Origin of the sequence: Streptococcus sanguinis SK1 = NCTC 7863 (assembly GCF_000194945.1) — a bacterium.
GTDB classification, from domain to species: Bacteria; Bacillota; Bacilli; order Lactobacillales; family Streptococcaceae; genus Streptococcus; species Streptococcus sanguinis.
Genome location: NZ_GL878509.1, coordinates 254,666 through 271,353 on the forward strand (window position 1 = coordinate 254,666; position 16,688 = coordinate 271,353).

Sequence of the window (16,688 nt, forward strand, 5' to 3'; positions counted from 1 at the left end):
TTTCAGAATAGATTTCTTTTTTCCTTGCTTCTCTAACATTGACTATCTTTGACTAATATTATACCGGAAAAGTCTCTATTTTAAAAGAAAAAGGGATGACTGAAAGATCTGACAATTCAAACTAGTGAAAAAGCTTTGTCAGGTTTGTGTAACCGCTTGCTTTTTGCTTTTAAAGCGTTATAATATAGGTGGAAATCCACAAGGAAAAGACAGACAGAAACTCCTGCCTGCCAACTATCATCTAAACAAGGAGGATAATCCAATGAAAATGGATTGGCTCAACTATTCTCGTCATGTACTCAAATGGCTCTTTGCAGCTCTGAGTATTTTCACCATCTTTTCTGCTGACTATGTTGATATTCCTATCGGAGCTCTCATCGCCTGTCTTTATGCTCCCTTGCTCTTCGAACAGGAGCTGGTCAGCAACCGAGTCAAATGGTATAGCTTTCTGATTATGATAGTGGTTACTCTGCCCCTTTTGTTTATTACCAAAGTCTACCAGTTTAGCTTGACTTACCCCCAAACGACAGTTCTTCTCTTCCTCTTGGCAGTATTGATTTTTACCAACGGCTTGATTGCTCATAAGGAAGAAAGAGAAAAAGCAGCTAAGTGATGCTGCTCACCATTCTAAACTTGATGTTTAAAAAACTATAAAAAGGTCTGAGATTTTTTCTCAGACCTTTTTATCATTCTATTTCTAAGCTAAAAACGATTAGTTTTGACCAAGAGCAGCAGCCATTGTTGCAGCTACTTCGTTTTCAAAGTCGTTAGCAGCTTTTTCGATACCTTCACCAACTTCAAAACGAGCGAACTCAACTACTGAAGCATTTACTGATTCAAGGTAAGCTTCAACTGTCTTGCTGTCATCCATGATGTATACTTGTGCAAGAAGTGTGTATGCTTGGTCAACTTTAGTGTTGTCAAGCATGAAGCGGTCCATTTTACCTGGGATGATCTTGTCCCAGATCTTTTCTGGTTTGCCTTCAGCAGCCAACTCAGCTTTGATGTCTTCTTCAGCTTGAGCAACAACTGCATCAGTCAATTGAGCTTTAGAACCGTATTTCAAGTGTGGAAGAGCTGGTTTACCAACCATTGCACGGCTTTCGTTGTCTTGATCGATGACATGGTTCAATTGTGCCAATTCATCTTTAACAAATTGCTCATCCAATTCTTTGTATGAAAGAACAGTTGGTTTCATCGCAGCGATGTGCATAGAGATTTGCTTAGCAAGAGCATCATCTCCACCTTCGATAACTGAGATAACACCGATACGGCCACCGTTGTGTTGGTAAGCACCAAAGTGTTGAGCATCTGTCTTTTCAATCAAAGCAAAGCGACGGAAAGAGATTTTTTCTCCAATAGTTGCAGTTGCAGATACGTATGCAGCTTCAAGAGTTTCACCTGAAGGCATTGTCAAAGCAAGCGCTTCTTCGTTGTTAGCTGGTTTACCTTCAGCGATTACTTTCGCAGTTGCATTTACCAAGTCAACAAATTGAGCGTTTTTCGCAACGAAGTCAGTTTCAGCATTCACTTCAACAACAGCTGCAACATTACCGTTTACGTAAACACCTGTCAGACCTTCAGCGGCAACACGGTCAGCTTTCTTAGCTGCTTTTGCCATACCTTTTTCACGAAGCAATTCAATCGCTTTTTCGATGTCACCATCTGTTTCAACAAGTGCTTTCTTAGCGTCCATGACACCAGCACCAGATTTTTCACGCAATTCTTTGACAAGCTTAGCTGTAATTTCTGCCATTTTTCTTCTCCTATTTTTTAATGTAAATAAAGGAGCTGGGCTGAGCCCTGCCCCTTTAGGTTAGTTTACTGATTATTCGTTTGAACCTTCAACAACTTCAACGATTTCTTCGATAGAATCTGCTTGAGTTTCAGTTTCAGCCAATTCTGCTTCTACTGATTCAACGCTATCTTCACCTTGACGGCCTTCGATAACAGCATCAGCCATTTTCGCAGTGATCAATTTAACCGCACGGATTGCATCGTCGTTCGCTGGGATGATAACATCGATATCATCAGGATCAGTGTTAGTATCAACCATGGCAACCACTGGGATACCTAATTTCTTAGCTTCCTTAACAGCGATTTGCTCTTTATGAGGGTCAACTACGTACATCACATCTGGGATGCGTGGCATATCTTCGATACCGCCCAAGAACTTTTCAAGACGAGCACGTTGTTTGTTGAGAAGAGCGACTTCTTTCTTAGGAAGAACTTCGAAAGTTCCGTCTTCTTCCATGCGTTTGATTTCTTTCAAACGAGCTACACGTTTTTGGATAGTAGACCAGTTTGTAAGAGTTCCACCCAACCAACGGTGGTTGATGAAGTATTGACCTGAACGTTCTGCTTCTTCTTTGACAGCGTCAGCAGCTTGCTTCTTAGTACCAACGAAGAGGATAACTGCATCGTTAGCAGCAGCATCACGCATAAAGTCGTAAGCTTGGTCAGCATACTTTACAGTTTGCTGCAAGTCGATTACGTGGATACCGTTACGCTCAGTGAAGATGTATTTAGCCATCTTAGGGTTCCAGCGACGAGTTTGGTGACCAAAGTGAACACCAGCCTCAAGAAGTTGTTTCATTGAAATTACTGCCATGAGTAAATTCTCCTTTTTGTTTTTTTCCTCTTTTAAATTTCAGCTCGCAGGACCACCCGAGGGCAACAGTCCCACAATTCATCTAAAATGAGTATTTTGCCATTTACACGGCACCCCCTATTATAACAAAAGCGCAGCTCTTTGACAAGGTGTTTGCCAGATTTTCTGCCACTAAGAATGAATTCAACCTCTCAGCTGAACATTTGTTCCTGAAGCGTTCAGAATGGTAGCGTCTAACATTTTCTGATTTGACTTTGAAAGACTCTTGACGAAAGCAAGTATTTACGATAGAATAATAAGAGTTGCGGCGGTATAGCCAAGTGGTAAGGCACGGCTCTGCAAAAGCTTGATCGTCGGTTCAAATCCGTCTACCGCCTTCATAGATATATTTCCAGAAGCCCACCAAGGGGCTTTTTTCATTTGATTTACTATTGTTTCTAGCAAATTTTGCTGATATAATATTATAAAAATATCATTCATCATCAGCGAAAGGAAAAAAGATTGATTATGAAAAAAGTCAGCTTCTATACTCTTAGTCTCCTCTCTTTGCTAGCTCTCTCAGCCTGCATGCCTGCCAAGCAGACGCAGCAAAGAAAAAAGACACCTAGCTCCTTCAAAGCTTCGAAAAGTTCATCCTCTAAGGAAACATCCAGCAAATCATCTAGCAGTAGCTCTAGCACCTATGAAAGTAGTGATGAGGTATTTCAGAAACGTGCTACCTTTGATCCAGATGATGCTTCTGCACTACAATACATACCAGATGCAGCTTCTATTCCTGAATTAGAGAAAATAAGAAATTTTCATATTTCCACTGGCTTTGTCATTCAGGTAAATGGAGAGGATATCAATGGTGACAAACCTAAAACATCTTACGATGAGGTAACAGCGGCTCTAGGCCAACCTACATTCAGCACTGATGAGAATGACCCTGGCAACTCTGTTAACATCTGGCACACAGACAACGGAGACATTATGTGCTACTTTACCAATAATGTCCTGACAAATTTGAGTTTTAGCCTAAAAGACGCTCAACCAGCCAAAAGCAGTTACTCTAGCATCACCACATCCGACACTCCCAAGACAGCTTTCGACAAGCTTGGTCGTCCGGAAATGATTATACGTTCAGAACGCGATACAACCTTTGTCTATAAAAATTCTAATGATGAACAGTTTAGTTTCTCTACCCAGAACAATCAAATCGTTGGGGTAATGTCTACCTATCAAATGAAACAAACCAAAGACATTATTGACTCTGTCATTAAGGATAAGTAATCTTACAATTGGCTCCAAAAACACAAAAATCCAAGACCTTTTCAGTCTTGGATTTTATTTTTGACAAGGATAGCGGCTTCGTCGATTAAAGCTCTGCAATCTGGCTAAGATTAACTTCAGCCACGGTGTCATTGCCAAACATGGAAATAATCATCTTGACCTTGTTATTATCAATTTCCGTAATCTTACCTGTATAGTCAGTAAAGGCACCATCAATGATACGAACGGTATCCCCAACCTTGACATCCAAGTCAAATTCCTGCACTGTTTGACCCATAGAGATGAGAATGTTGCGAATTTCTTCTTCCAAGAGTGGCGTTGGTTTAGAGCGGTTCCCGTGTGAACCGACAAACCCTGTTACATTTGGAGTATTCCGTACGACAAACCAAGCTTCATCTGTCATTACCATTTCTACCAAAACATAACCAGGGAAGCGATTTTCTTCGATTTCCTTGGTCTTGCCATTTTTCTCTACTTGCACGGTCTGAGTAGGGATTTCCACGCGCAAGATATTTTCCAGCATATTATAAGTCTGAGCGCGCTGCAAAAGATTTTCTTTTACCTTGTTTTCATAGCCTGAGTAGGTCTGCAGTACAAACCAACCTTTGTCAAAACTGTCCATGAGTTCATCCTTTCCTAAATAAAAAAGCCTATGGGCTTCTGCTTCTTTCTAGCCCTATTATACCATAATTTCCTCAAATGCAAAGGAATTTATTAACTATTTTCCTGACAAATCAAAGCCTTGCAATTCTGCCCAAAAATTCTTGAGTCAGCGTTGTCTAGTATGAGAAATTTTTATTTCAAACGATGAATTATAGATAGATTTGATTTTTTGAAGCTGACTGAAATTGTCGGCACGTAAATAAGGACATACGTCAAAAGTCCCACCTACTCACAATAGGTGGGACTTTGAATGATATGCCTGTTGTAGACTTTTTTATTTCTACTTAAATCATTAAGAGAAAATATGCAGAATCTGGAAAAGACCGCTTGCCACTACTTTGTCAAAAATATAGATGATTACTACAAAGAATGCAGTGTATTCCATGACAGAAATAAAATCTGTCCATCTCTCTTTTCGGGTAGGCCAAGTTGTATCTTTCAATAATTTAAAAACATCTTTAAAGAATTTCACAACAATCTCCTATCTAGTTTCTTTATGCAGGGTGTATTTACTGCAATGCTTACAAAATTTATTAACTTCTAAACGCGTTGGTTTTGGAGTGCTACTGAGCTTAACCGAGTAGTTCCTAGAACCACAGATTGTACACGCTAGACTCGCTTTTTTTAATGCCATAACGCCTCCATCTTCCTTATTATAGCAGGATTCTATACTTTTGACAAGCCGTTCAGCTCTTTTAAATCCTATTGAAACCAGCTGGTAACAGTATCCCAGAGGTTTTTCGCCTTCTCAGGAATACCAGTGTCATCAATAGCCTTCTTGGCTTCATCCACCAGATTTTGAGCTCGGTCCTGAACATCCTGCAGGAAGTCTTTGTTTTCAGTTGTAGTACCCGTTTCCTCTGTACCATAGGTGTCCACAGGGGCAATACCGTTGGCAGCATAGGCATTCTTCTGCCCTTCAAAGGAAGTTCCTTCTGTATATGGCAGGATGCTATTGGCAACATTTCGGAAAACCGCCGAGGCTTCATTCGCACTGGTTCCAGTCAGATAGTGGGTTTCATCAGTTTTTGGAAAGCCTAGCCACTGGCTGATAACCACATCCGGCGTATAACCAATAACCCATTGGTCACCAGATAGATCTGGGTTAAAGTCCGTTTCAGTCGTACCGGTCTTACCAGCCATAGTATAGCCATACGGAGCCGCATAGATACCTGTACCGTTCGAGAAAGTCCCCAGCATCATGCTGTTCATCTTGTCAGTCGTTGAGCTATTGAGGACTCGGGTAGAGGTTTGGCGATGGGTCTTGACAACCTGACCGCTGGCATTTTCAATTTTTGTAATGAGATGGGCATCATTCATCACGCCGCCGTTGGCAAAGACCGAGTAGGCCTGCGCCATCTGCATTGGATTGGTTGTAACTCCGCTTCCTAGCGCTACTCCCAAGGTCTTATCAACCTTGTCCATATTCAGACCAAACTTTTTTCCGTACTCAAAGGCCTTGTTAATGCCTAACTCGTCTACAGTTGAAACAGCCGGAATGTTCAGAGATTCTGCCAAGGCTTGATACATTGGCACTTTAGGGGAGCTTTGGATATTGCCGTAGTTGTTAATGGTATAGTCGCCAAAGGTGGTTCTGGTATTATCCAGCTCCTTATCTGTCGGCCATCCAGCAGCAACGGCTGGACTGTAAGCAACCAAGGGCTTGATAGTAGAGCCGGGGCTACGAGAGGACTGAGTTGCATAGTTAAAGCTTCTGAAGGAAGAGCCTTCTGCACTATTGACTCGCCCGACTAGTGCTCGCACACCGCCGGTTTTTGGATCCAAGGCAACACTGCCCGACTCAGCCATAGTGCCATCTTCTGCTACAGGAAAGAGAGAGACATTGCTGTAAATAACCTGCATGCTGGCTTGGTAGTTCTGATCCAATTCAGTATAAATGCGATAGCCATTATTAACAATCTCTTCCTCTGTCAAGCCATAGTCATTGACAGCTTCGTTGATGACCGCATCGAAATAGGATGGATAGCGATAGTCTTCTGACTTACCAGCATAAGCATCAACTAGCTGGCCACCGATTCCTACAGCGGCAGCCTGATCGGCCGTCCCCTGATCAATAAAGCCTGCAGCAACCATATTTTGCAACACCGTATCGCGGCGATTGGTCGCATTTTCAATCGAATACAGCGGATTATAAATCTCTGGTCCCTTGAGCATACCAGCCAGAACAGCCGACTGGTCCAAACTAAGCTGACTAGCCGAAACTCCGAAATATTTCTTAGAAGCATCCTCCACACCCCAGACCCCATTTCCAAAATAGGAATTATTGAGGTACATGGTCAGGATTTCCTGCTTGCTGTATTTCTTATTGATTTCCAGAGCCAGGAAAAATTCCTTGGCTTTCCGCTCGATGGTCTGGTCCTGAGACAGATAGGCATTCTTGGCCAACTGCTGGGTAATGGTAGAACCCCCACCAGATCGACCGGCTGTCAAAATAGCCAAGATAAAACGACTGTAGTTAATCCCGCCATTCTCATAGAAAGTCCGGTCCTCTGTCGCGATGACAGCATTCTGCAGGTCTTGGCTAATCTCGGTCAGCTCGACATAAGTCCCTTTCTGACCAGACAGACTTCCTGCTTCATTGCCATCCTTGTCAAAGATGAGCGTGGTAGCTTTAAGGGCATTCTGCAAATCCTTGACATTGGTCGTCTTAGCCACATAAAAGAGATAGCCACCGACCACCAGACCAAAGGTCAAGCCGAGAATCAGGAATATCTTGGTCAAATGAAACCTGCGCCAAAAACGACGGATAGGGTGCTGAGAGAGAGGTTTCTTCTTGGTCTTGCCCGAACGGCTGAGTCCAGACTTATCCTGCTCTTCTGTCAGCTCTACCTCCTCTGCTGCTTCTTTTTGAGGTTTCTGTATGGTAAAATAATCTACTAATTTTTCAAACAAATCTTTTAAATTCTTCATAAACCTTATTTTATCACCTTATTTAGGTGCAGACAAGAAAGTACCCTATTTCCTGTCTGATTTTTAGTTATTTTTAAGAAAAAGAGTATATTAAATAGCCTTTTAAAGCCCTCTGCAGCAAGTCTTATCCGACACTGCCTATTTTCAAAGTTCTGGCTTTCTGCTACAATAAATGTATGAAATTTACACTGACTATCCCAGATGGACTGCCTGCCATGACAGTCAAAGAGCTGCTGGAAGAACAATTTCTCATTCCGCGAAAAATTCGGCACTTTCTGCGGACCAAAAAGCATGTGTCCGTCAACGGCCTAGCTATCAACTGGCAGACTGTAGTCAAACCTGGAGATGACATCTGCCTGATATTTGACGAGGAGGATTATCCTCAAAAGACAATCTTGTTTGGAAATGGCGAACTCGTAGAGGAGCTCTATCAGGACCAACATCTCATCATCGTCAATAAACCTGAGGGTATGAAAACCCATGCTAATGAACCAACAGAGCTAGCCCTGCTTAATCATGTTTCTGCCTATGTCGGCGAGACCTGCTATGTCGTTCACCGGCTGGATAAAGAAACCAGCGGTGCTGTCCTCTTTGCCAAGAATCCCTTTGTCCTGCCCATCCTCAATCGACTGTTGGAAAAGCGAGAAATCAGCCGCGAATATTGGGCTCTGGTCCAAGGCAAGTTCCCAGCTAAAAATCTTATCTATAAAGACAAGATTGGCCGCGACCGCCATGATCGCAGGAAACGGCTGGTTGACCCCCGAAAAGGACTCTATGCAGAGACCCATGTGACTCGTCTCAAGCAGTTTGGACAGTCTGCCTTGGTCAAATGCCAACTCAAGACTGGCCGCACCCATCAGATCCGTGTCCATCTGGCTCACCACGGACACCCTCTGGTCGGCGACCCCCTCTATCATCCGCAGCCTCAGGGACGGCTTATGCTCCATGCCCATCGCCTGACCTTCACCCACCCTTTTACGCTAGAAAAAATCACCGTCGAAGCCCGCTCTGACAGTTTTGAAAAAGTATTGAGTAGTCTGAACCCAAGATAGACCAAGAAAAGCAACAGTATTCTCTGTTGCTTTTAGTTTGGAGTCAAAGCGAGGATAAGCTATGACAGCTTACATCACTGAGCCGGAAGTGCACTGATAAGTCTGGGCCTGATGGTTTTCTGAAAAGCTATGCTCAGCAAATAAGACAGTAAGAAAATGATAAAAAAGCCAAAACTATAAATAGTATTCCGAGGCATTATCGACCTGAAAATGAAGATAATAAAAGGATGGATGATATAAATCATGGTGGCGTACTTTTTGGCAATATTATTCAAAATCGGAATATCAATGTTGGTCCCATTTCTGACCGCGTAGAAGAAAATTGCACTGGAAGACAAAAGGGTACTAGGATAGAGGTCATACTCCGTACCCATGAAACAATACTCAAGCAAAATCAAACCTGCTATTCCCAAGCCAATCGCCCATTTCCTGACAGAAGACAAGTCGTAGGCTAAAATCCGGTCCCGATGCTTGGCAAACTGCATGCCTAGAATGAAAAAGGGAAGACCCATAAACAGGAAGTTACGATAGTAAAATTCGCTGTCTGTATTGAACTCGATACAAAAGGCCAGGACCAACAAGAATAAGGACACACCAAAGCTAGTTAAACGGTGGAAACGCTTATAAAAAACCAGATAAAGCGTATAGATATAGGAGATAGCCAGCAAATACCAAGTCGGTGTAGCAGCTGAGCCAATCAAGTCTCTGGGACTGTTAAAGAGGAAAAAGTCTGCAAAATCAGATAGGTTTATAGTCGCCATCTTTTCTGTTAGTTCTCTGGCCAGCACTAGGTTGACAAAATGCACAATCGTGTAAAATAGGAGACTGGCAGCTGTCAAAAGAAGCATCTGCTTGAGACGATACTTGACCTTATCTCTGGAAATATTAAAGGAAAAATAGCCCGACAGCATCATGAAAAAGGGAACTGCAAAGCGGGCCACAATTTGATAAAAAACGCCAAATTGCCCCGGCAGCAGAAAGTGTAAGGAAACAATACTAAAGCAAGCTAGGGCCTTAAAAGCGTGCAAAGTTGTGTTTTCAGTCTTCATGCAGACATTATAGCATGTTTATTATTACAGCTCATCAAAACCAGATTACACGCCCATTAAAAAACATATCAATTGATGACATTCTTTAAGAAGTTTTGCATCTGTGGGAGAAGACAGCTCTTATATGGAAAAACTCTTCTGCACTATTACAGAAAAGTTTTATTTACCTGACTGATATTCTACATTAGCCTTCATAGCCATTAGGATTTGAGCTTTGCCATCTCCAAGAATCTCGCATCATATCTTGGAGAGTTTTCTCAGCTTTCCAGCCCAAAATGTCATTCGCTTTGCTTGCATCGGCATAGCAAGTCGCCACATCTCCAGGTCGCCTATCCTTGACAGTATAAGGAATTTTGACACCATTGACATTTTCAAAGGCCTTAACCATATCCAGTACACTATAACCAATCCCTGTACCAAGATTGAAGACAGCAACTCCTTTGTTTTCTAAATTATGTTTCAAAGCCAAAACATGACCCTTGGCTAAATCAACTACATGGATATAATCCCGCACTCCTGTACCGTCATGCGTATCATAGTCATTTCCGAAAATGCTAAGCTCTTGTAATTTACCGACCGCAACCTGGGTAATATAAGGCATGAGGTTATGAGGAATTCCATTTGGAGCCTCACCAATCAGACCAGACTCGTGAGCACCAATTGGATTAAAATAACGAAGATTGGTTACAGACCAATCTGAATGTGCAAGAGCAAGATCCGTCAAAATCTGCTCCATCATCAGCTTAGTATGGCCGTAGGGATTGGTCGTTGGAGTAGATAAATCTCCTGTCAAGGATGAACCTTGATTCATTCCATAGACCGTGGCACTGGAGCTAAAGATGATATGTTCTACCTTATGCTCTTTCATAACTTCAAGAAGAGCAATACCAGCACTGACATTATTTTCGTAATATTTAAGTGGTTCCCGCACCGATTCTTCTACTGATTTATAGGCCGCTAAATGAATGACTGCGTCAATGTGATTGTCTTCGAAAATCTGGTTCATCAGATCTTTATCAGAAATCGAACCCTTGTAAAACAGGATGTTCACACCAGTGATAGTTTCTAAGCGCTCTAGCACTTCTGGAGAGCTATTCGAAAAGTTATCCACGATAATGGCTTCATAGCCCGCTGCAACTAGTTCAACTACTGTGTGACTGCCTATATACCCCGCTCCACCTGTTACTAAAATTTTTTTCATAGGACACCTCTTCTTGCTGATCCTCACGTTCTCTTTAATTTTACTATTGCAACTAACAGGTATTTCTCTTCCCAAAGTTGACCACCAAATTCTGCACTTACTTAAAATACCAAAAACTAGCCCAATTTGCTATCCTAGCAGCTCTGCTCTCCTGATGCCTTTTGGAATCTCTTCATGGTAGAATCACTTGCAAAACCATTTATATTCCCAGGCATAAAGAACTGAATTATTTTAGCTAATTTCTAGTTATTCTCAAAAATACCAAAATCCACAATAAGTTACTGGAAAAATTGTCTTTCATTTCCACTATATACAATATATATTTCAGCAAACTGATTGTAGCCAGAGTAACTTTATAAGTAGCTTTGTAGGCTAACGCTACATTACAAACCTAAAAAGCCCGGACAGGGCTTAGCGTTTAGATTGTTAAACTATTTATAATTTCTCGAGCATCAACGAGCCCGCAATTGCTGGAGCAGGTCTTTCAAACTTTGGTATTTGTAAATGCTATAGGTCAGATAGACAAATCCGTAGGCTGCTGCAGCTAGATAAACTGATAAAAACCAATTCGAAGCAATAAATACAAGTGTCATTAGCAACTCAATCCAGATATCTTTGACAACCTCGATCTGCATCCTTTTGGCTAAGATTAGCTCTGCCAATATACTCCTAGTCGCCAGCAATAGCACGATAGACAGCACTGTAGCATTCAGATTGCGCAGAGAAACTGCAAAAATCAAGGTAGTAGCAAAGCTTAAAAGCATGGCAATAACATTTACTTTAAAAATCTGCTTCTCCATTCGCAAGGCTTTTAAGTAGGTATTGATAAGCAGAGCCATCTTGCCCTCGTAGACAGACATAGGAAAGACCAGAGCCATAAATATCAAGGACTCTCTGTAAGCCGGCAGCCAGCTGTCCAAAGCTATTTTCAGGGGATAATACAGCAAAAGCACTCCAAACATAAGAACCATAAGGATATTCCGCAACTGATTGTAAATCTTAGGCAACTTGCTTTCGTCCGTCCGTTTCAAAATCGGAAAGATGACCAAACCGATAGCGTTGATAAAGGTCATCAGCAGATTGGAAATGCTCAAGGTCAAGGATACTTTCCCAAATGTAGCAATGTTCCATACCTTTTGAATCCCCATTCGAACCGTACCGATAATGAGCATACTGGCTACATTTGATAGCATCAGATTGATACCGACAGCAATATTGCGAACTGTTTCCCGTATATCAAGCTTAAACTGATGGAGAGGTCGCAGGGCCATATCTCGGCATAGATACATGGCATAAAAAAGAGAAACAACTCTACCAATCAAATCTGCATAGACCATAATCTTGAAATCTCGAAAACCCACGAAAATAAAGACCAGTAAAAGCAGTAAATAGAGGAGTCGGTCTCCACTGACAACATAGGAACTCTCCTTTAGTCGATTAGTCATCTGCAGAATGTACACAAAGAGAAAGCGCAGATTGGTGACCAACATGGTATAAACCAAAAGTATAAAAACAAACCGACTGCTCTCATCTCTAATAAAGGCAGAAGTCCCTAAGAAAAATAAAATTCCAATTCCTGTCAGATAGATCAAAAGCATGAGAAACTGAGAGAAAAACTTTTCTTTATCCAGATCATCATACTCCAAACCACCGTAGCGCAGGTAGATTCCGTCCACCCAACCCAGATGAACAAAACCGGCATAAGATAAATAAAAAATATAGAGTTGCCAGTAGCCATACTCCTCTACACCCATAATCTTAGGCAAAATCAAGACAACCAGTGAAGAAACTATTACTGTCAGCAAATTAGACAAGACAACATAGGAAAAATTAGCTACTATTTTTTTAAATCCACTAGACAAATTTACCCTCCTATTTCTTCCTATCTGCTGACATGCTCTCAATCAACCGTAAAAACATGGTTTCTAAATCAGTATGAGCATGCCAGCCCAAACTCTCAAGCTTGTCCGTATTGAGACGAATCTTGACTGTCGGATTATAGCCTAGCTTTTCCACATCCTCTGCTAAATCAAAGACTAACTTTGTTTCATTGCTACCGCTTAGTTCAATAACCATTTCCGCCATCTCACGAATGGAAATAGCCGTCTCTTTATTGGCGACATTATATGCTTGACCTGCTTGGCCCTTCAGCAGAATGTAAAATATGGCTTCAATAGCATCTTTGGTATAGCAGTAGTTCCGAACAGTCTCCCCTTTAGTTCGGAGGATAATATCTCTCTTTTCAAGGATAGCACGCGCAAACTGCGCAAAAACTCTGTTGTCCTCATAACTCACACCCGGACCAAAGGTTTGCGATAAACGAGCCATTTTCACTGGCACCTGATATTGATGACAATAGCCTACACACAAGGACTCTGCCATGCGCTTGCTTTCCGAATAACTGCTGCGAACACTGGTTGGATCCAAATAACCGTAATCTTTCTCGCTAATGCTGGAAGCTTCCGGATTTGTCGTTCCATAGACTTCCAGAGAAGAGAGATAGACCATACTGCGAATCTGCTTATTTTTAGCCAGCTCCAGCAGTTTTTTCGTTCCATTTACGGCTAGATCAATTGTCTCCACAGGATGCTCAACGAAAAAAGAGGAGTCCGTCGCACTGGCTCCATGGATAATATAATCCAAATCCTCCTCTATCTGCCAATCTGACAGCAAGTCAGCATACACTAGCTGCAGATTCTCACTATGTAAAAAATCTTGAAATAACTCTTCCGCTTTTTTCTGATTTCGCGCCAAGGCCACTACTCTGATATTGGCATTGTACAAATCATTTAAAGCCATCAAAGCGGAAATGCAGTGTCTCCCTATAAGTCCGGTTGCTCCGGTTACCAAGACTGTAACATTGCTCAGTTCTCTGAGAATAGGACTGACAGCAGCTAGGTCTTCCATATCTTTTTGTAAAATCGTATTATTTCCCATATCAACCAAAAATTTGTGCATTTTCACGCGCTTCATAAATCGCTCTAAAAATATAAAAATCAGATGGAGTCGTAATTTTAATATTTTCGCTACCCCCCATAACCGTATGCAGAGGGAGTCCAAAATAACGAGCCAGTGTCGCAGAATCCGTCATATCAAACTGATTCTCTGCCTGAGCTTTTAAATGCAGGGAGTGAATCTTTGAAAGCGCGAAGGTTTGAGGGGCGACAGCCGTCTGACAAGTGGAACGCTCGATAACCTGATTAATAACATCCGCCTCATCGACCTGAATAACCGTTTCGATAACCGGCTTAACCGTAATAGCTGCCCCATACTTTTTGGCTGCCTCAATATTTTTAGAAATGATTCCCCCGTCAATCAAGGGGCGAACACCATCATGAATCAACACATAGTCGTCATCGTTCTTGTACTTTTCCCGTAAGACAGATAGACCATTAAAAATAGACATTTGTCCAGTCTCTCCACCAGGAACCACTTGACTGACTTTTTTAATATTGAATCGAGCTAATAAATCTCTGCAATAATCCAGCCAGCCGTCTACACAGACAACCACAATGTCCGATACTGCCGGATGGTCTTCAAAGTGCTCAATCGTATGAATAATAATAGGCTTACCGTGCAACTCTAAAAACTGCTTGGGTAAGGTCTTGGTATTCATGCGGCTGCCTGTGCCGCCTGCGAATATCAGAGCTGATGTCGTCATACCGATACTTTCCTTCCTCTCGTTGTAAATCGTACTCTACTCAGTAAATCAGCTGCCATATAAATCACAAAAGCATAGATAATCCGATTAATATGGGTTGTCAGCAATGACAGCAACGTTTCCTGAAAGAATGAAATGACCAAAGGATACGCAAATAAAGCGAAAACAATAACCTTTAGCGGGGTGAAATAGCGTTTTTTGATAGAATAGTAGAAACTTCCGTAAAAGAAGCCATATAAAAGCTGAAAGATAAGGACTGAGAAATAGCCAAAATCCTTGATAAAGTAGTAATAAATTGTGTAAACATTGGTTTTATCGTCGTTAAAATGAACAACAGGCAGGAAAGGTGTCAACTCATGGCTAGACAGACCGAGGGATTTCAATGTTCCATAGATAGCAATAAGAGTATTTTCTCCAAAGACTTGATTATCGCTATAAAGAGTAGGATTTTTCAGATAATAGTCTAAAGCCTGAATGGGAGAACCCATATATTTAACCAAATTATCCAAAATTCCAAACTCAGCCCGACTATCCACTCGATTGAGAACAAAGGTTCCAACCGCCATGAATAAGACAAGGAATACAAATCCAATTATCAGCAAAGAGCGAAAAAGCTTCACACCATACCTGCTGTCTTTCCACGAATAATACTTCGAGAAAAACAACATATACACAATAGCATAGCCTGCAACCAAGCCTAACAACTCCGTACGTCCAGTAGACAAGAGGGAAACACCTAAAGAAATCAGACTAACCAGCAGTAACTTGCCCTTGTAAAAAATGCCATCTTTTCCTGAAAAAAGAGACTCACAGAAAAAGTAGAAGAAAACAATTCCTAAGGAAAAGTTAACTCGCAGCAAATTGAGGCTAAGACGACTAAGAGAGAAATCATAATTTGTAGTCATATGCCGAGCCAATTCAATGGTTTTAAACAATCCTCCAGGTACCTGCTTGCTCTGCGCCGCCAAGTAAAGCAAATCGGAATAAATAAACCTGACCGCATAAGCCAAAAACAAGAGAACTAAAATAATGAAAAAATTACTCACCTTTATTTGACTAGGTTTGGCGTCCAACTTCCTCTCAGCAAACAAATTCGATGACAAGAGGACTCCCATTAAAAAAATAGCATTCCCAACAAAGATAACAGTGACCGTTATCAGAGAAAGTCCCTCTCCCCATTTGGATGAATAAAATGCGGTAAAAATACTTGCTATCATCCATATTGCCAAGTATATAAAAGCCGGGTTAGCATAGTCTCTTCCTACTGTTTTGATTGTCAAAAACAAGAGGAAAAGGCCACCCAAAATTAGTAAAAAAACCATTATCTTCCTTCTATTAATTCAACCCAATTATCTCTCAGTCTGACATGACGTTCTGTCTGTTCTTTTTTTTCAGGCGGTGTCATGTAATCACCATAGCGATTAGTCAGATACTTGTCCGCATCATTAGGTCCATCGAACTCATAGCCTTCAAAGGAATACTTCTTAGCTGGATAGAAACTTTCATAGTCGATAGTCTCTCCCAAATAGCCTTTTACACCATAAGCAATTGTTATTTTTGAAGTCTTCTTATTAGACTGGATGAGTTTTTCCATCAACTTATACATATTAGCCGGCCCCATGATAAAAGAAGGGAATCCTATCAGTCTTCTGATCCAAAGATTTTGTCTGAGTTCTTTGGATTCTTTAGCCATATAGGTCAGATGCGGTGTAAACTTTGTATAGCAACGTGAGCTATTGTGTGACAAATCCAAGGCTCTGAATAGAAGACCCTTGAGCTTGCGAAGCATGTTATTCTCTGGGACAAAGTCAATTGGCAACATATCAAGATAAAGATGTTTCTTTTTACTGAAACCTTCTCCCAAAACATCATAGTAGGTCAGTGACTTGCTCTGCAGCTTTAGAACCTTAAAGACACTGTCTGTCGCATCCGCAGGAGAGATCAGTTCGAAGTCCTCGCTGTCCGCAAAGATTTCCTGCAGACGATTGTAGTCCTCTCGGAACATCACTAAGTCGATATCATCGTCCCAAGGGATATAGCCCCCATGTCGCAAAGAACCAATCAAGGTCCCTGCAACCATGTAGGAATGAATATGATGCCGACGACATTCTGCATCAAATTTTTTATACATTTTTAAATAGGCTTTTTGTAAAACCTTTAATTTATCATCCGTAATTTTCTGATACATGGGGCTGAAGCGTTCTCCCAAAGCCAACTCCCATTCAATCTTACTGGTTCCTCTCATTTT

General features: G+C 41.5%; 16 protein-coding genes and 1 tRNA gene. 4 read left to right on the forward strand and 13 right to left on the reverse strand.

Going from position 1 to position 16,688, the window contains the following annotated elements; all coding sequences use genetic code 11:
* Window positions 1–124: 124 nt before the first annotated feature.
* Complete coding sequence (locus HMPREF9378_RS0110970; RefSeq protein WP_002902079.1) at window positions 125–613, forward strand: hypothetical protein; 489 nt, start codon at window positions 125–127, stop codon at window positions 611–613.
* Window positions 614–712: 99 nt separating this feature from the next.
* Here the strand turns inward: HMPREF9378_RS0110970 and tsf are convergent, their stop codons facing one another.
* On the reverse strand, window positions 713–1,756 hold the full coding sequence (tsf, locus tag HMPREF9378_RS02505; RefSeq protein ID WP_002894014.1) for a translation elongation factor Ts: 1,044 nt from the start codon (window positions 1,754–1,756) through the stop codon (window positions 713–715).
* A gap of 72 nt (window positions 1,757–1,828) precedes the next feature.
* The gene (gene rpsB, locus HMPREF9378_RS02500) at window positions 1,829–2,611 is read right to left on the reverse strand and encodes a 30S ribosomal protein S2 (RefSeq protein WP_002902077.1); all 783 of its coding nucleotides are present in this window, start codon (window positions 2,609–2,611) and stop codon (window positions 1,829–1,831) included.
* Between the two features lie 306 nt (window positions 2,612–2,917).
* Here rpsB and HMPREF9378_RS02495 point away from each other — a divergent pair.
* Window positions 2,918–2,988: transfer RNA gene (locus tag HMPREF9378_RS02495), tRNA-Cys, on the forward strand.
* 130 nt (window positions 2,989–3,118) lie between these two features.
* Window positions 3,119–3,883 (forward strand): hypothetical protein, encoded by a 765-nt coding sequence (locus HMPREF9378_RS02490; protein ID WP_002902076.1) that lies wholly within the window; start codon window positions 3,119–3,121, stop codon window positions 3,881–3,883.
* Between the two features lie 85 nt (window positions 3,884–3,968).
* Here the strand turns inward: HMPREF9378_RS02490 and nusG are convergent, their stop codons facing one another.
* The 4 genes from nusG to pbp2a all read right to left on the reverse strand — a co-directional run bounded on the left by nusG (window position 3,969) and on the right by pbp2a (window position 7,477).
* Complete coding sequence (nusG, locus tag HMPREF9378_RS02485; protein ID WP_002894018.1) at window positions 3,969–4,505, reverse strand: transcription termination/antitermination protein NusG; 537 nt, start codon at window positions 4,503–4,505, stop codon at window positions 3,969–3,971.
* Between the two features lie 333 nt (window positions 4,506–4,838).
* Window positions 4,839–5,018, reverse strand: coding sequence for a preprotein translocase subunit SecE (secE, locus tag HMPREF9378_RS02480; RefSeq protein ID WP_002907831.1), 180 nt, complete (start codon window positions 5,016–5,018; stop codon window positions 4,839–4,841).
* 9 nt (window positions 5,019–5,027) lie between these two features.
* Window positions 5,028–5,180, reverse strand: a complete 153-nt coding sequence (gene rpmG / locus HMPREF9378_RS11350; RefSeq protein WP_002914139.1) for a 50S ribosomal protein L33 — start codon at window positions 5,178–5,180, stop codon at window positions 5,028–5,030.
* Window positions 5,181–5,248: 68 nt separating this feature from the next.
* Window positions 5,249–7,477 (reverse strand): penicillin-binding protein PBP2A, encoded by a 2,229-nt coding sequence (pbp2a, locus tag HMPREF9378_RS02475; protein ID WP_002914140.1) that lies wholly within the window; start codon window positions 7,475–7,477, stop codon window positions 5,249–5,251.
* A 176-nt stretch (window positions 7,478–7,653) separates the two neighbouring features.
* Here pbp2a and HMPREF9378_RS02470 point away from each other — a divergent pair, with 176 nt between their 5' ends.
* Window positions 7,654–8,529 (forward strand): RluA family pseudouridine synthase, encoded by an 876-nt coding sequence (locus tag HMPREF9378_RS02470; RefSeq protein WP_002914141.1) that lies wholly within the window; start codon window positions 7,654–7,656, stop codon window positions 8,527–8,529.
* Between the two features lie 74 nt (window positions 8,530–8,603).
* Here HMPREF9378_RS02470 and HMPREF9378_RS02465 read toward each other — a convergent pair whose 3' ends face one another.
* The 7 genes from HMPREF9378_RS02465 to HMPREF9378_RS02435 all read right to left on the reverse strand — a co-directional run bounded on the left by HMPREF9378_RS02465 (window position 8,604) and on the right by HMPREF9378_RS02435 (window position 16,685).
* Window positions 8,604–9,578 carry an acyltransferase family protein gene (locus HMPREF9378_RS02465; RefSeq protein ID WP_002914142.1) on the reverse strand — a complete coding sequence of 325 codons (975 nt, stop codon included), beginning with the start codon at window positions 9,576–9,578 and terminating at the stop codon, window positions 8,604–8,606.
* Between the two features lie 184 nt (window positions 9,579–9,762).
* Window positions 9,763–10,779: a UDP-glucose 4-epimerase GalE gene (galE, locus tag HMPREF9378_RS02460; RefSeq protein WP_002914143.1), complete on the reverse strand. Its 1,017-nt coding sequence runs from the start codon at window positions 10,777–10,779 to the stop codon at window positions 9,763–9,765.
* 452 nt (window positions 10,780–11,231) lie between these two features.
* A complete protein-coding gene (locus HMPREF9378_RS02455; RefSeq protein ID WP_002914144.1) occupies window positions 11,232–12,641 on the reverse strand; it encodes a lipopolysaccharide biosynthesis protein in 1,410 nt (469 codons plus the stop codon).
* Between the two features lie 10 nt (window positions 12,642–12,651).
* The gene (locus tag HMPREF9378_RS02450) at window positions 12,652–13,737 is read right to left on the reverse strand and encodes an NAD-dependent epimerase/dehydratase family protein (RefSeq protein ID WP_002914146.1); all 1,086 of its coding nucleotides are present in this window, start codon (window positions 13,735–13,737) and stop codon (window positions 12,652–12,654) included.
* On the reverse strand, window positions 13,718–14,440 hold the full coding sequence (ispD, locus tag HMPREF9378_RS02445; RefSeq protein WP_002894037.1) for a 2-C-methyl-D-erythritol 4-phosphate cytidylyltransferase: 723 nt from the start codon (window positions 14,438–14,440) through the stop codon (window positions 13,718–13,720). The genes HMPREF9378_RS02450 and ispD overlap by 20 nt, the downstream gene beginning before the upstream one ends.
* Window positions 14,437–15,762, reverse strand: coding sequence for an O-antigen polymerase (locus HMPREF9378_RS02440; RefSeq protein ID WP_002914157.1), 1,326 nt, complete (start codon window positions 15,760–15,762; stop codon window positions 14,437–14,439). Before HMPREF9378_RS02440 ends, ispD begins: the two co-directional genes overlap by 4 nt.
* A complete protein-coding gene (locus HMPREF9378_RS02435; RefSeq protein ID WP_002914162.1) occupies window positions 15,762–16,685 on the reverse strand; it encodes a LicD family protein in 924 nt (307 codons plus the stop codon). The genes HMPREF9378_RS02440 and HMPREF9378_RS02435 overlap by 1 nt, the downstream gene beginning before the upstream one ends.
* Window positions 16,686–16,688: the final 3 nt, after the last annotated feature.

Bases quoted from the DNA above. Each gene is read 5' to 3' on its own strand.
- rpsB (WP_002902077.1), bottom strand. From the start codon at position 2,611: ATGGCAGTAATTTCAATGAAACAACTTCTTGAGGCTGGTGTTCACTTT.
- HMPREF9378_RS02435 (WP_002914162.1), bottom strand. From the start codon at position 16,685: ATGAGAGGAACCAGTAAGATTGAATGGGAGTTGGCTTTGGGAGAACGC.
- HMPREF9378_RS02470 (WP_002914141.1), top strand. From the start codon at position 7,654: ATGAAATTTACACTGACTATCCCAGATGGACTGCCTGCCATGACAGTC.
- HMPREF9378_RS02465 (WP_002914142.1), bottom strand. From the start codon at position 9,578: ATGAAGACTGAAAACACAACTTTGCACGCTTTTAAGGCCCTAGCTTGC.
- tsf (WP_002894014.1), bottom strand. From the start codon at position 1,756: ATGGCAGAAATTACAGCTAAGCTTGTCAAAGAATTGCGTGAAAAATCT.
- HMPREF9378_RS02490 (WP_002902076.1), top strand. From the start codon at position 3,119: ATGAAAAAAGTCAGCTTCTATACTCTTAGTCTCCTCTCTTTGCTAGCT.
- rpmG (WP_002914139.1), bottom strand. From the start codon at position 5,180: ATGGCATTAAAAAAAGCGAGTCTAGCGTGTACAATCTGTGGTTCTAGG.
- pbp2a (WP_002914140.1), bottom strand. From the start codon at position 7,477: ATGAAGAATTTAAAAGATTTGTTTGAAAAATTAGTAGATTATTTTACC.
- nusG (WP_002894018.1), bottom strand. From the start codon at position 4,505: ATGGACAGTTTTGACAAAGGTTGGTTTGTACTGCAGACCTACTCAGGC.
- HMPREF9378_RS02440 (WP_002914157.1), bottom strand. From the start codon at position 15,762: ATGGTTTTTTTACTAATTTTGGGTGGCCTTTTCCTCTTGTTTTTGACA.
- galE (WP_002914143.1), bottom strand. From the start codon at position 10,779: ATGAAAAAAATTTTAGTAACAGGTGGAGCGGGGTATATAGGCAGTCAC.
- ispD (WP_002894037.1), bottom strand. From the start codon at position 14,440: ATGACGACATCAGCTCTGATATTCGCAGGCGGCACAGGCAGCCGCATG.
- HMPREF9378_RS02450 (WP_002914146.1), bottom strand. From the start codon at position 13,737: ATGCACAAATTTTTGGTTGATATGGGAAATAATACGATTTTACAAAAA.